Below are 15,070 nucleotides of genomic sequence, written 5' to 3' on the forward strand. Positions count from 1 at the left end.
AAAAACGGGGCAAGTTTTATTAAAACTTGCCCCGTTTTTGCAATGATATTTTTTTATCAAACAAATAAAGCTATTTGATCGGTTTCATTCATACCAGTTAAACAGCCGTGCTCACGCAAAATGTCAATGGAAGGTGTCGGCACTCCGGCTCGTTTTTTTAAATCATCAATCGAAGAAAATTCGCCATTCTTCCTGGCTTCTACAATATTATGCGCCGCTGTGTTTCCAACACCGGGGAGAGCCGATAGTGGTGGCAACAGAGATTTTTCATGCATGACAAATTTATCAGCTAAAGACTCATATAGGTTTACTTTTTCTACACTGAAGCCGCGCAGGTACATTTCCCATGCTAATTCTAACACGACCTGCAGACCCTTTTCCTTGACTGATAATTTTTTCATTTTTTCTTCTTGGGCTAATTCATCGAGTCGGGCTTTAATAGCGGTTTTACCCTGTGCTATTAAATGTGCGTCAAATTCATCAGCGCGGATAGAGAAATACGCAGCATAAAATGCCAGTGGGTAATGTACTTTGCAGAAGGCAATACGATAAGCCATCATGACATAAGCAGTGGCATGGGCCCGTGGGAAAAGATACTTTATTTTTTGACAAGAAGCAATAAACCAGTCAGGAATGCCGCCTGATTTCAATTCAGCAACGACATCATCTTTTATACCGCGTCCCTTGCGGACGTTTTCCATTGTTTTGAAAGCCAGTAATGGTTTGATGCCTTTATGCATAAGATACATCATAATATCATCACGTGCCGAAATGGCATCTGAAAGTGTGCATATGCCGTTTTTTATTAAATCCTGAGCATTATTGAGCCAAACATCAGTACCATGGGAAAAACCGCTTATTCGTACAAGGTCACTGAATTTTGTTGGATGGGTGTCATCAATCATCTGTCGTGTGAAAGGAGTGCGAAATTCGGGGATGCCAAAAGTTCCCGAGGTAGCACCCAGTTCTTCTGGTGTTACACCCAGAGCCTCAGTAGAAGAAAACAGGCTCATAGTTGCCGGATCATCGAAGGGAATTGTTTTAGGATCACGATGGGTGACATTTTCCAGCATTTTTATGACAGTCGGATCATCATGACCTAAAATGTCAAGCTTTACCAAACGACTGCTTATCGAATGATAATCAAAATGAGTGGTTATTGTCGCGGTATCCTTATCATCGGCCGGATGTTGGATCGGTGTGAAATGGTGGACATCCATATTGCGTGGTATTACCATGATCCCACCGGGATGCTGTCCGGTGGTGCGTTTTACTCCTGTACATCCGGCAACCAGACTGTTTATATATGCGTCGCGCTTTTTTAGTCCCTTATCATTAAAGTAACCACGTACGTATCCATATGCAGTTTTATCTGCTACAGTTGCTATTGTTCCTGCCCGGTAGACATTATCCTTGCCAAATAATTCTTCTGTATATTTATGGGCAATTGGTTGGTAATCACCGGAAAAATTTAAATCTATATCCGGTACCTTGTCACCATCAAAGCCCATGAATACGGCAAATGGTATATCGTGTCCGTCTTTGATCATTGCGGTACCGCAATATGGGCAGGTTTTGTCAGGCAGGTCAAAACCACAGCCATAGGAACCGTCAGTTATAAATTCACTGCTGCGGCATTTAGGACAACGCCAATGTGGTGGCAGCGGATTGACTTCGGTAATGTCGGTCATTGTGGCTACAAATGATGAACCGACAGATCCTCTTGAACCTACCAAGTAACCATCATCTAAGGATTTTTTAACGAGTTTATGTGCGATTAGATATAATACAGCGAAACCGTGCCCAATAATTGATTTTAGTTCAAGTTTCAAACGTTCGGCAACTATTGGCGGTAAATTTTCACCATAAAGCATTTTGGCGCGGGCATAGCTCATGTCATGTATTTGTTCGTCAGCCCCTGGAATCATTGGTGAATAAAGATCGTCAGGAATTGGTTTTATAACATCAATCATTGCAGCAATTTTACGAGGATTTTCCACAACTGCCCTATAGGCAAGTTCTTTACCAAGATAGTCAAATTCATGCAGCATTTCTTCTGTTGTCCGTAAAAATAGCGGTGGCTGGAGGTCAGCGTCTTTGAAACCTTTTCCGCTCATTAATATTGCCCGGTAGATACTGTCCTGTGGATTGAGGAAATGAACATCGCAGGTTGCAACCAGCATTTTGTTCAGGCGTTTGGCCAATTCGGCAACCTTTAAATTTATTTTTTGCAGATCAGAGTCGGTCTTGATATCAGGAAAATTTTCGCTGCGTACTAAAAATTCGTTATTGCCGATTGGCTGTATTTCCAGATAATCATAATAAGAGGCTATTTGCAACAATTCATCATCGCTTTGTCCGGCAACGATGGCTCGGATCAATTCGCCGGCTTCACAGGCCGAACCGACAATAACACCCTCACGGTATTCTGTTAAGATTTTTTTAGGGATGCGGGGACGTTTTTGCAGGTATTTAAGATGTGATAGCGATACAAGACGATATATATTGCGTAGTCCAATGGCATTTTGAGCCAGAAGGATGATATGGTTTGCTCGTTTTTGCTGTTCATCGTAGATCAAGTATCCTTCCAGACCGTAGATTATTTTTATATTAAGTTTTTTATCAGCAATGGTTTTGGCGGCTTCAGGAAAAGCCTGTACAACACCATGATCGGTGATAGCAATCGCCGGCCAGCCCCATTTGGCTGCCGTACAGATTAAATCCTTGGCGGAGACAACGGCATCCATATTGCTCATATGGGTATGGGCGTGTAATTCCACACGTTTTTGCGCAGCGCTATCCATACGGTTTTTCATTTCTCCCTGGTAAATGCTGTTAGGCATCATAACAAAGTCATTATTAAAACTGTCAAAACGAATGCTGCCTGAAAGTTTTATAATTAATCCGTTTGATAATGCTGTATTGACTCGTTCAAATTCAGCTTTATCCTTGAAAAAAATTTTACAGTCAATACCATTACTTTTATCTGCCAATTCAAAAGTGAGCAGATTATTGCCGGTTTTAAATTCACGATTATTTATGTTGTTTATTTTACCTAGAAGTACAACATTTTTCATTTCCCCATCAATATCGTCGATTGGAATGGCTTCTGCAGTGATTCGTTTGCCAAAAATCCAGCCACGGTCAGTGCTGTTGGTAGGTAAGCCCTGTTTTTTATTGTAATGGCTTCCATAGGAAGCAGCAGTATGCGATTTTTCAGATGTTGATTTATCAATATTTTGATTGATTATTGGTGGCGTATAATCGACCATAACATAATCATTTTCTAATGTTGGCAGGGTATCGTTGTCATCGATGGCGTTAAAAGATATCCGACATTCCAAGTCGAGTATGTCATGAATGCTGTCCTTCAATCGTTTACCGATACTGTGAGCATGTAATATTTCACCGGCCAGTTCACCGTGCAGTTCCAAGGTAAGTATATTTCCGTCGATACTGTAGCGGGCCATGCGCAACAGCGTTTTTATAGTGGGATTATCACCGGCAGCAGCCATGATTATTTTAGACCAATTTTTATCTATTTGAGCGGCAAAGTCAATAATATCTTGATAAAAGACAACTTGTGATACGCTGCAGTTATCGGCAATATAATCAGCTGCCTGTGCGAGCATATCTTCCGGCAGATATCGATATGTGTTTAGTAGAATTTCCCAGGTATTATTCCTGATATCTATTTCGACATGTTTAATTGTGCTGGCTTTTAAAAGAACCATAAATTCATCGGCCAGCGGAATGGAGTCAATCAGCTGGCGAAATTTATCACCTGATTGTGGAACTATACGATATTTACGCATAAATTACCTAATACCTCTTTCAAATTACACTTATATCCGATTACTGACTGTACCATAAATATTATTAATTAATATGTATACGGGTCCATTACATTAAATGAGATGTATTATTTATCGTATGAATGTAGAACTTTTTATATTCATCGTCATATGACAAGATATTATAAGCGGTGTTGCTTTGTCCTACAGACCATATATATTCGAAAGGAATATGTGTCACACAGGAAAGGATTGCTCTGTTTATTGCACCGTGGGCAACGATGGCAACATTGCGGCCTGAATTTTCCTGGATTATTTTACGCAGGACGCGCATGCCACGATTTTGCACCTGCTGAAAGTTTTCTCCATCAGGGATTTTTATTGAGTCAGGATTGTCAAAAAAATGTTTGATAGCACCGGGCCAACGTTCGTTTATTTTATCAAATAAAATTCCTTCCCATTGACCAAAGTTCATTTCCCGTAAGTCTTCAGTCAATTGTAATGACAAGTTAAATTTATCAGCAATCAGCTCAGCGGTGCATTTGGCGCGCTGCAAATCACTGCTGTAAAGAGCATCTAAATTATTTAATGGAAATTTTTCTGCCAGAAGCTTTGCTTGTGCCACTCCTTCTGTTAAAAGTTTTGTGTCAGACTGGCCTTGAAAACGACCTTCGATATTCCAAGCTGTTCGTCCATGACGAATAAGCACAATTTTAGTAACCATAAATTTACTCCCTTTAGTATAATTGATTATTGTAAATATCGCTATATTATTGCAAACGTAATCAACACCAATAATTCGACCAATTCTGTAACTGCACCGTAAACATCACCGGTCAGTCCGCCGATTTTACTGGTAACATGTCGGCAAAAAGCGACTGAAAAAATAATTGTAAGTAACAAGGCCCATAAACTCTGGTATAAATTATGATAATTTATTATGAGAACAATGATGAATATAAAACTAGCTGTCAGAAGTGATTTCTTGCTGGAATGAGCTGAAAAAGCTTTTCCTAAACCTTCCTTACGGGCATAAGGGAACATTGTTATACCTATGACCATAGCCAAACGTCCCAGTGCCGGCATTAAAAATAAAGCACTGTATAGCAAATATAATGCATTTGTATTTTGCAGACTTAATGGATATAGGCAAAGCAATGCGGAATATTTACCCAGCAACAATAAAAACAATGCCGTTACACCGTGGGCACCGACATGACTGTCCTTCATTATTATGAGCATTCTATTTTTGTCACGACCGGATAAAAGGCCATCCATTGTATCAGTATAACCATCGCAATGCAGTGCTCCAGTCAATATGATACTTATGAGTAACAGAAAAAATGCTCCCAGGTACCCAGGTATATAGATATGCAGCAGGGGTAGTAAGACAATAAAAAAATAAGCGGCAGCAACATTTACTGCGCCTAAGACAGCACCAATGAGAGTAAAATATTTTACACTGTCACCGCAGGCTTTTGGAGTCCAATCAGCATTATAATGAACAGGAATACGTGTTAAAAAAAGCAGGCCGGTAAAAAAAGAATTCAAAGATCATCCACACATCCTTTAATAAAATCATTTTAATTGTACGGGTATTCCCGCTACAGCCAAATATACTTCATCAGCCTGTCTGGCTGTGTATTGGTTGCACATGCCGGCGGCATCGCGATATTGTCGGGCTAATTCATTTTCCGGTACAATGCCCGAACCGACTTCATTGGTAACAAAGACCGTAGTTTGTTCATGTTTTTTTGCTGCTTTGATTAATTTATGCAAGGCAGTAAAAATTTCTTGTTCGCGATTTTGATTGCTGGCTTTTTCTAAATGAGGCTGGCAAATAATATTACTGAGATAGACTGTAAGACAATCAAATAAAATAGTGTCATAGTCATGGCACGCATCGATGGCTTTTTCTGCAGCAAATGGTGCTTCAATAGTATGCCAGCTGGCTGGACGGCGTTCCCTATGTTTGTTTATTCGCTGGCGCATTTCGTCGTCGAGAGCCTGCGCTGTGGCAATATAAGCAATTTTCTTGCCGCAGCGGGCTACGTATTTTTCCGCAAAACTGCTTTTTCCGGAACGTGCCCCACCGGTAATCAGAATGATTTTTCCCATGAATACCTCCAATACTTACTGTTTACCTTTTATTAAATTTATGATACAGTAAATACGATTTAATATGATTCTGTTTGGTTAGGAGAACACAACTATGCTGGTCTATTCACATATCGTTGATTTGACATCAAAATTTCAAAATAATGTTGTAGTTTTAGGAACTTTTGATGGAGTGCATATCGGTCATCAAAAAATTATTCGGAGAGCTGTGGAACTTGCTCATAAAATTCATGGGAAAAGTATTGTATTTACCTTTTCCAACCATCCTTTAGAGATAGTTGCACCGCAGCGGGTGCCGCAGCGTATAAGTACTAATGAGCGTAAGGGGAATGAATTGAGTAAATTAGGCATTGATATATTAATGAATATTCCGTTTACGCATGAATTCGCTAACATAACGGCAGATGGCTTTTTAAGACTGCTGAAAAATAATTTGGCACCCAGATATGTTGTAGTCGGGCCAAATTGCACTTTTGGCTATAAGGGCGAAGGTACACCGCAGATATTGCGTGATAAAGCGGTTCAGTTTGGGTATAATGTGGAAATTCCGGCGGCGGCTTATTTTGGTAATAAAATTGTCAGTAGTTCGCGTGTGCGTCATGCTTTGCGCGATGGTGAACTGCATTTAGCCAATGAATTGCTGGGACATCCCTTCACAATAGAAGGTAAAATTGAACACGGTGAAAATCGTGGTCATTTATTGGGTGTACCAACAGCAAATATTTATATATCGGATAAATATATATTACCACCTGATGGTGTATATGTGGCAGCAATAGAATTAAAAGGTGATAAATATCATGGTATTGCCAATGTGGGAACTAATCCGACGTTTAATGTGAAACGACGGGTTGAGGTCAATATATTCGACTTCAATCAAGATATTTATGGCAGCTGGATAAAAATATCATTTTTGGAAAAATTGCGCTCTGAAAAAAAATTTTCCTCCGTGGAAGAATTGCTGGCAAAAATCAATAATGATATCACAGAGGCTAAAGACTATTTTAAACGAAAAAGTTCAATTAGTAAAATTTGATAAATAGTGATCTTTATTTATCTGAAGTCAAATAATACCAGTTTTAAAAGCAGACTTCACCAATCGACGAATGTACAACTGTTGTTTTTTAGTTACCAGGAACGTTTGTAATTGAATCCTAATTTTATATTATGGGCTGTTTTGTCAGCAGCGGTTATGGCACTGGTGTCGATATTGCTTTCTTTGGGGTCAGTACCGGGTTCATCGGAATATGAGTCAGCATCTTCATCATCAAGCGGCAGACTGGTGATACGTATGCCAATCAGATAATCTTCCATTGGGTCAAGTTGCAGTAAAAGACGTTTTCTTTCATTGGTAATGTCGGTATATATATAATATTGATTACCATTTAACAGGCTTTTTTTATTTTTTCCAAAAACAGATTGTATTTTATATGGTGTTGCTCCTATTTTGACATCTTGTGATAAGCTGTATTTTCTGTCGGCAATGATAATATCGACAATTTTTCCTGATTTATGGTCGATTCCTATACATGTTTTGTCACGATACATATAGTAATCAACGGCTATGCCATAAGTAAACCGATTATCGCTATACCATGGTTTTCCAAGAATTTTTTCCATTGCAGTGTAATCATCGCCGATTTTTAAACCGCTGCACGAAAAATCCGCCTGTGTTGGAACAGCTTTCATGCCCATGGTGATGATGGCAGCTCCAATTAGCATTATAATAAACATTAAACGTATTTTCATGATGATCTCCTTGTAGTATAACATTATGGATGAATTCAGTATAATGAAATTTCTCTATATGGTCAATATTGATTGCAATAATGAAAAGGAATGATAATATGGCTGATTCACTAAAAGTGTCTGTAATAACGGCAATGCATAATGCCGATGAATATATAATCCGCGCTGTCGACAGTATTTTGGCACAAAGTCTTGAGGACATAGAAATTATTATAATTGATGATTATTCCACAGACGGCTGCGCTGAAAAAGTAGCCAAGTATTATCAAGGTATTACTAATATACATTTATTCAGCAATACTGGTATCAGTGGGCCAGGATTCTGCCGCAATATAGGACTATCCCATGCTCACGGAGAATATATTGCATTTGTTGATAGTGACGATTTTATTGACAGGGATTTTCTAAAAAAACTTTATGAAATGGCAAATTATCATGCGGCTGATATTGCTGTATGCGGTTATGATAAAATAACTGAAAAATCGCTTATACGTTCTTATCAACCGTCGTGCGGATTGCATAAGGGCGGTATTGGGCTGGCAGATGATTTGTCGAAGATAGAATTTGTCATCTGGAATAAATTATATCGCCGTTCACTCATTGAAAATAATGCAATCAGATTTCAGCTGTCTTGCTATGGAGAAGATTGGCTATTTTGTTTTAAGGCAATGTTTGCAGCTGATTATTATGTTTGCAGTGATGAATCTTTATATTTTTATTATCAACACTATGATTCAGTAAGCCATAAAAAAATCAATCAGGATGCTTTCCGGCAATTTTATGATTTTTTTATTTATCTGGATGAGTACCTGCAGGAACAACCTGATATGCCGGTAAATTTACAGCAGCAGATAGAGCAGACGTTCTTTTTTGCTGTTATTTCCTGCTATATTGTACCATTTTATCGCAGCAGTACAGCTGCTGACCGTTCGTCCATGAAAATAATGCTTTTTCAGCAGTTTGGGCAGGGTGGGCTGCATTTTCAGATAGTGCTGGATGCATTTTTATATTTATATGATTATGTTGTAAAAAATGAAAGAAGTGAAAATTGGCAAAAACACAACTGATGGTATTTATGGTACAATGTCTACATGTACTGTCATAGTGTAAACATTTTGGGAGGCGTGGACATGCAATTCAGTTTAAATGGTTTTTTGTTGTCGATATCTTTTGCCTTGGACTGTATTGAAAGGGATATTCTGGGTGTAAAGTTAAATCACGGTAAACGTGTGGCTTATAACGCATTATTGATTGGGCAGCAGATGGGGATGACTCAGGACGATCTGGTTGACATGGTAGCATTTTCCATTTTACACGATAACGGAATCAGCGGCTGCTTAACAGAACACAAATTAATGGATAGGAAAAAAGTATTTTTATTTGAAAATATAAAAAAACATTGCACCATCGGTGAAAAGAATATCGAAGATTATCCATTGTTGAAGAAAGAGCGAAATATTATTTTATATCATCATGAAAGATTAGATGGCAGTGGTTATTTTCATATGAAGGGTGATGCAATTCCTCTAAAGGCACAAATACTGGGACTGGCTGATTATGTGGATACGCATTTTAAAGTCAATATGATGTATGGTGACTATGAAGAGCGGGTAATTGATCATATAAAAAAACTGCGTAATGTCAAATTTTCGGAAAAAATTTGTGATAGTTTTTTTAAAGTTATTGAACCGGTTTATTATCGGTTAGATCAGGAAGATGCAAATATTGAAGCAGCATTGGATAAACGTGCACCATATAAATTTTTGGATCTTGATTATTTTCAGATTCACGAAATAACCGCAGTTTTTTCCCGTATAATTGACACAAAATCAAAATTTACATGGCGTCATTCAAAGGGACTATCAGAAAAAGCAGGCATTATGGCAGAATTTTATGACTATAGTGCTGAAGAGACTGTCAAACTGCGTATTGCTGCTGATTTACATGATATTGGCAAATTATTGATATCTAATGATATTTTAGAAGCGGAAAGACGGCTTACGGCCGAAGAATTTGCTAAAATCCAATGCCATACCTATTATACACGCAAAGCTTTGAATAAAATCAGCGGATTCGAAGACATAACACAATGGGCTGCCAATCATCATGAAAAATTGAACGGCAAGGGGTATCCTTATTGTAAAACGGCTAAAGAACTGGATTTTAATTCACGGTTATTAGGCTGCCTCGATATTTATCAGGCTCTTACAGAAGACCGGCCTTATCGTGCCGGTATGGAACATAGTCATGTAGTGCATATTATGCGTGACATGGCAGATGGGGGATTTGTTGACCGAACGATTGTAGATGATATTACACAGGTGTTTGGTTGATATCAATAAAGTTTATAGGGTATAATGATGGCTGATATGGAAGAAATAATAAATTTAAATGGCAAGCAGTTGTCAGTGGTAAATGATCTCGTGGATAATATTTTACTTAGTGCTTCGGCTGGTACCGGTAAGACCAATACACTTATTTACCGTATAGCAGAAATTGTAAAAACTCAAAGGGCGCAGCCTGATGAGATACTTTGCCTGACATTTACTAATAAAGCCTGCAATGAAATAAAAGAACGTATTAGTAAACTTATGGGGAAAACCGGCAGACAGGTAAATATTGCTACATTTCATAGCTTTTGTTATTACATAATAAAAGCGGAAGCAAAAAAAAATACAGATGTGTTTGTCGATTTTATTGTATTTGATGAGGATGATTGCAAAGATATTGTGAAACAGCTTAATAAACAGGGATTTTTTACTAAATCATTACAGAATTTTATCAATTTGGTGAAGATAAATCGAGCGGTATATGATATTTATTCAAATGATATAGTGAAGGATTATAGCAGCGTTGTTGAACAATTATTTGCAAAAGACCAGGACAAAATAAATGCGGTCTGTGTTAATATTCATTATGGAACAGATGATAAATTAAAAAGATTTCTGCGCGCTAACGGAGCCGGTTTAGTGGCAGAATATGATAAACAGCTTAAAATGATGCATGGCCTGGACTTTACTGATTTAATAACTATGGTCTATGTATTTTTTAAAGATGTACAGATAAGAACATTTTGGCAAAAAAGGTATAAGTATATAAATATTGATGAAATGCAGGATACCAGTGAGTTAGAATATAAAATAGTGTCACAGTTATTCGTAAAAAACCATATTTTATTATGTGGCGATTATTTTCAGACTATTTATGAATGGCGCGGTTCAAAACCAAACTCAGTCTTAGCATGCTACAAACGGGATTATAGGCCTAAAATTATAGTTTTTGATGAAAATTATCGTGCTACCAGGGTATTGCTGAATGCTTCTTATGACTGTTTGAATAAGCTGTTCGGTAGTAAAGTTCAGGAAATATACCAAAACAAAATAAAAGCGGTGAGCAGTGACGAGGGTGAGCAGATAACTGTAAAAAGGGCTGCTGATGCGGTAGAAGAAGCGGCATGGATATTTGCTCAAATACAAAATCTATCTACAGCTGCCGTTGCCAATATAGGTATACTTACAAGAAGTAATAAATATAACCAGCGGTTGAGCCGACAGTTTGAATTGTATAATAAAAAATTGCCGGATGAGGAGAAAATAAAATTTATCTTGGTAGATGAATTTAAATTTTTCCGTCGAAAGGAAATAAAAGACGTACTGGCATTTTTGAAATTACTGATAAATCATTACGATTTAAATAGTTTAAAGCGTATTTTAAAGAAATTTGCTGTCGGAATAGGGGAGAGAACGATTGCAGCGGTGACCGCAAATGAATTTAAAAAATATGGGATTAGCCTGGCCGATTTTATTGATAAAAAAACGTATGAATTTGCCGGAGAGCCTTTTGAATTATTGAAGCAGGCAGCAGTCAATGAAAATATTGTGATTTTTGATGTCGAAAGCACCGGTATAGATACCAGCAGTGATGAAATAGTGCAGATAGCGGCAGTAAGGCTGGATAAAGACGGCAAAATAAAAAATAAATTTATGAGAATGTTAAAACCTGACAGACGGGTTGGTGATTCGTATCATGTGCATGGTTTTTCTGACGAGTTTTTACAACAAAACGGTGAGAATCCAGTAACGGTATTAACTGATTTTATAAAATTTTCGTCAGATGCAGTGATTGTTGGGCATAATGTGGAATATGATTTGGGTATTTTATATAGTCAGATAAGGCGTTTAGGTCTTAAAATCCAACATTTTTCCGCCTATTACGATACATTGGAAATTTTCAGAAGATTTTATCCCGGTTTGAGTAATTATAAGTTAGGATTTTTAAGTGATTATTTCGCGATAAAGGCAAAACCCACTCATGATGCTTTTGATGATGTCATGGCCACAGCAGGCTTGCTGAATTATGCTATAGAAAAAAATATACGTCCGACATCAGCAGAACGAAAATTATTGGTAAGTAAATATCTTGACCAGTTTCGGTGGTTTTCTGTGCAGATGAATGAATTGATCGATAATAGCTATATATTGCGGCCCTATGAAATTATCGCCAAAGTAATGAGTGTAACCCGACTAAAAGCTTTTTATGAAAAACAGCCGGAATGTATCAACCGCATCAGAGAGCTATATTTAATTGCCAGACAGATGGATGATGGACATGCTGATCCGAGGGATGCATTGACAGAGTTATTAAAAGTCAGTGCGCTGTCTAATAGTGATTTAGACAGAATATTGCTGCAGTTGCCGCGGATTCCGATAATTACTATCCACCAGGCTAAAGGAACAGAATTTGATGATGTTTTTTTGGCAGGTATGCAGGAAGGGTGTTTTCCTGCGTACCTGGCGCTTAAAGAAGGTCGCATTGAAGAGGAAAAAAGATTGTTTTATGTGGCGGTTACCAGGGCTAAGAAACGTTTATACCTGAGTTGGAGCCAGAGGAGTGATCATGGGCGGGAAAATACTGTTAGCAGATTTATCGCAGCTATTCCGGATAAGTTTATTAGTAATAATTAACAATTGCATAAAATTACTTTATATAGCATAATAGATAAATCAAGTATTTTAATAATTGTGTTTTTTGGGAGGTCTATTTTGAAAAAAATTATTTTAGCTTTTGCGATGTTTTTAGCAATGGGAAATGCCGGTGTAATGGCTGCACCAGTTAATACATTGGCAAATAATGAAACGGCTGTTGGTATAGGTTCTAAAGAAAGTTATATTGAACATAAATTTACACCTAAATTGACTGTCGGATATCAATATGCCGATCGTGATGAATATGATCATCAAAATGATTTATATGCACAATATGATTTAATTGGATCCAATTTTAAGGCTGTGGCAGGTTTTCGCAATCATCTGCCAAATGATAAATCCAATGGATATGGCGGAGTAGCTGTAGTGTCACCGAGCTTTTTGGGTTCTCAGCTTTATGCCTCGTATGTTAAGGGGAATGATTTTGGTGAAACACAAGTCGGACTTAATGTAAATGTTGTAGCTAATGTGGACTTGAATATAAATTATCATAATTTTGATCCGGACTCTGGACACCATGAAAATGGTGTAGGTGTGGGCGCGACGATAAAGTTTTAACAAATGATTGTTGTTCTACATTATGAAGCGGTGTCCATCCGGGCACCGCTTCATAACGTAATGAATAAAGCAATTCTTGCTAAAAGAAAGAGCATGCAGTATTATATTAGACAAAGCTGGTAAAAAATAACAACTAAGTTGAAATTATGCTAGTAAAGTAAACTTTATGTATCAACGCGGAGGGATAATGTTGAAGGTCCTGTCGAACATGAAAAATTATGGTAAGAAGACCTTTATGTATATAAAAAATAATGAAATATATGGCCTCCCGCTGCGTTACGTGGCAGGAATAGTATTGTTGTTTTTGGCAGCAGTAATCATTGGATTTTGTTCTACGAAGGATGAATCGGCCCAAGGATTTGTGACTATTGAGGTAAAACCGGGCATGCAGACAGTACAGATAGCGGATCTGTTAAAAGATAAAGATGTTATAAACCATGAGGTATATTTCCGTGTTATTGCTAAATTACGTGGACTTGATAAGCAGTTGAAGATAGGACAGTATACTTTTCGTAAAAACATGAATGACAATGAGGTATTGGAAGAACTTATGGATGGACCCCGAACAGAAATTATAAAGGTAACTGTCCCGGAGGGGTATACCGTAGAGCAGATAGCTGATCTTTTATCAAAAAACGGCATAGTGGATAAGGCCATTTTTTTGCAGACAGTCAAGACTTATATACCATATGATTACATGAAAAGTGATAATCCAGCAGTCAAGTACAAATTAGAAGGCTATCTTTTTCCTGATACATATGAATTCAGAATCAATACGCCGGCTAAAATGGTAATAGATACTATGACCGGGCAATTTGACAAAAAAGTCGACAGTAAAATGAGGGAGCGGGCCCAAAATATGAATTTATCAATGCATGAATTGGTAGTTTTAGCCTCCCTGGTTGAAGCTGAGGCTAAATTTGATGCGGATAGACCAATTATCGCCCAAGTATTTTTTAACAGGCTGAAAATAAATATGCCATTGCAGTCAGATACGACAATCCAATATGCCATGCTTGAACGTAAGGAAAATATTTCGATAAAGGATACTAAAATAGACTCACCGTACAATACTTATAAAAACTATGGATTGCCACCGGGAGCCGTTGATAATCCGGGTATTTCGTCTATAAAAGCTGTGCTTTATCCACAGCAAAATGATTATTTATATTTTGTTGCAGACGGTCAGGGCCATAATCATTATAGTAAAACATATGGAGAACACCTTCAGGAAGTTAATAATGCAGAATAGTCAGCAGGGAAAGAACAATCAAATAAAAGAATTATTGGCTGAAATGGAAGAATATGCTTATTTTAACCATGTACCGATAATAAAAAAACCGGCAGCAATGATTTTAAGTGATATTACCTTGTCGCTTCAGCCGCAAAATGTATTGGAAATTGGAACAGCAATAGGTTATTCAACGCTGTTACTAGCATCAAACAGTAAACCTGATACCAGGATTATTACTTTGGAAATAGATGAGGAACGTGCACGGACAGCAGATATATTTATCAGCAAATCACCCTATCGGGATAATATCAAAATAATAACGGGAGATGCAGCGTCTATATTGGATAAAGTTGGAAAAAATTTTGACTTGGTTTTTATTGATGCGGCAAAAGGGCAATATGTAAAATATTTGAAATTAGTGCAGCCATTGCTCAACAGCAGGGGAATAATTGCGGCCGACAATGTATTATTTCGTGGTTATGTAGAAAGTGCAGAAAAGCCGCCGCGCCGCTACAAAACAATAGTCAGGCGCTTGCGGGAATATATCAGGCTGATAAATGATGAGACACAATTTGTTAGTAAAATTTATTATGAAGGGGATGGATTGGCTGTTTCACAAAAACAGATATAAT

At 37.6% G+C, this 15,070-nt stretch carries 12 protein-coding genes; 7 read left to right on the plus strand and 5 right to left on the minus strand.

Annotated features, from left to right (window positions below; translation table 11 throughout):
* Positions 1-56: 56 nt before the first annotated feature.
* The 4 genes from F8M42_RS05510 to cobU form a co-directional block, all read right to left on the minus strand.
* Positions 57-3,815, minus strand: a complete 3,759-nt coding sequence (locus tag F8M42_RS05510; protein WP_182188340.1) for a PolC-type DNA polymerase III — start codon at positions 3,813-3,815, stop codon at positions 57-59.
* Positions 3,816-3,903: 88 nt separating this feature from the next.
* Complete coding sequence (locus tag F8M42_RS05515; protein WP_182188341.1) at positions 3,904-4,518, minus strand: histidine phosphatase family protein; 615 nt, start codon at positions 4,516-4,518, stop codon at positions 3,904-3,906.
* 41 nt (positions 4,519-4,559) lie between these two features.
* Positions 4,560-5,345 (minus strand): adenosylcobinamide-GDP ribazoletransferase, encoded by a 786-nt coding sequence (gene cobS / locus F8M42_RS05520; protein WP_182188342.1) that lies wholly within the window; start codon positions 5,343-5,345, stop codon positions 4,560-4,562.
* A 27-nt stretch (positions 5,346-5,372) separates the two neighbouring features.
* Entirely contained in the window at positions 5,373-5,912 is a 540-nt protein-coding gene (cobU, locus tag F8M42_RS05525; RefSeq protein WP_182188343.1) for a bifunctional adenosylcobinamide kinase/adenosylcobinamide-phosphate guanylyltransferase, read from the minus strand.
* A gap of 94 nt (positions 5,913-6,006) precedes the next feature.
* Between cobU and F8M42_RS05530 the strand changes: the two genes are divergently transcribed.
* Positions 6,007-6,948 carry a bifunctional riboflavin kinase/FAD synthetase gene (locus tag F8M42_RS05530; protein WP_182188344.1) on the plus strand — a complete coding sequence of 314 codons (942 nt, stop codon included), beginning with the start codon at positions 6,007-6,009 and terminating at the stop codon, positions 6,946-6,948.
* A 92-nt stretch (positions 6,949-7,040) separates the two neighbouring features.
* Here the strand turns inward: F8M42_RS05530 and F8M42_RS05535 are convergent, their stop codons facing one another.
* Positions 7,041-7,661 carry a hypothetical protein gene (locus F8M42_RS05535; protein WP_182188345.1) on the minus strand — a complete coding sequence of 207 codons (621 nt, stop codon included), beginning with the start codon at positions 7,659-7,661 and terminating at the stop codon, positions 7,041-7,043.
* 98 nt (positions 7,662-7,759) lie between these two features.
* On the opposite strand from F8M42_RS05535, the gene F8M42_RS05540 reads away from it, so the two are divergent.
* The 6 genes from F8M42_RS05540 (at position 7,760) to F8M42_RS05565 (ending at position 15,069) form a co-directional block, all read left to right on the plus strand.
* Positions 7,760-8,728 carry a glycosyltransferase gene (locus F8M42_RS05540; RefSeq protein WP_182188346.1) on the plus strand — a complete coding sequence of 323 codons (969 nt, stop codon included), beginning with the start codon at positions 7,760-7,762 and terminating at the stop codon, positions 8,726-8,728.
* A 63-nt stretch (positions 8,729-8,791) separates the two neighbouring features.
* Complete coding sequence (locus F8M42_RS05545) at positions 8,792-9,994, plus strand: HD-GYP domain-containing protein (RefSeq protein WP_182188347.1); 1,203 nt, start codon at positions 8,792-8,794, stop codon at positions 9,992-9,994.
* 36 nt (positions 9,995-10,030) lie between these two features.
* Entirely contained in the window at positions 10,031-12,625 is a 2,595-nt protein-coding gene (locus F8M42_RS05550) for a 3'-5' exonuclease (RefSeq protein WP_229711482.1), read from the plus strand.
* Positions 12,626-12,703: 78 nt separating this feature from the next.
* A complete protein-coding gene (locus F8M42_RS05555) occupies positions 12,704-13,204 on the plus strand; it encodes a hypothetical protein (RefSeq protein ID WP_182188348.1) in 501 nt (166 codons plus the stop codon).
* Between the two features lie 187 nt (positions 13,205-13,391).
* Positions 13,392-14,456 carry an endolytic transglycosylase MltG gene (gene mltG / locus F8M42_RS05560; RefSeq protein ID WP_182188349.1) on the plus strand — a complete coding sequence of 355 codons (1,065 nt, stop codon included), beginning with the start codon at positions 13,392-13,394 and terminating at the stop codon, positions 14,454-14,456.
* On the plus strand, positions 14,446-15,069 hold the full coding sequence (locus F8M42_RS05565; RefSeq protein WP_229711484.1) for an O-methyltransferase: 624 nt from the start codon (positions 14,446-14,448) through the stop codon (positions 15,067-15,069). Before mltG ends, F8M42_RS05565 begins: the two co-directional genes overlap by 11 nt.
* Position 15,070 lies beyond the last annotated feature (1 nt).

This window comes from Pectinatus frisingensis, assembly GCF_014076555.1.
Classification (GTDB): domain Bacteria; phylum Bacillota; class Negativicutes; order Selenomonadales; family Selenomonadaceae; genus Pectinatus; species Pectinatus frisingensis.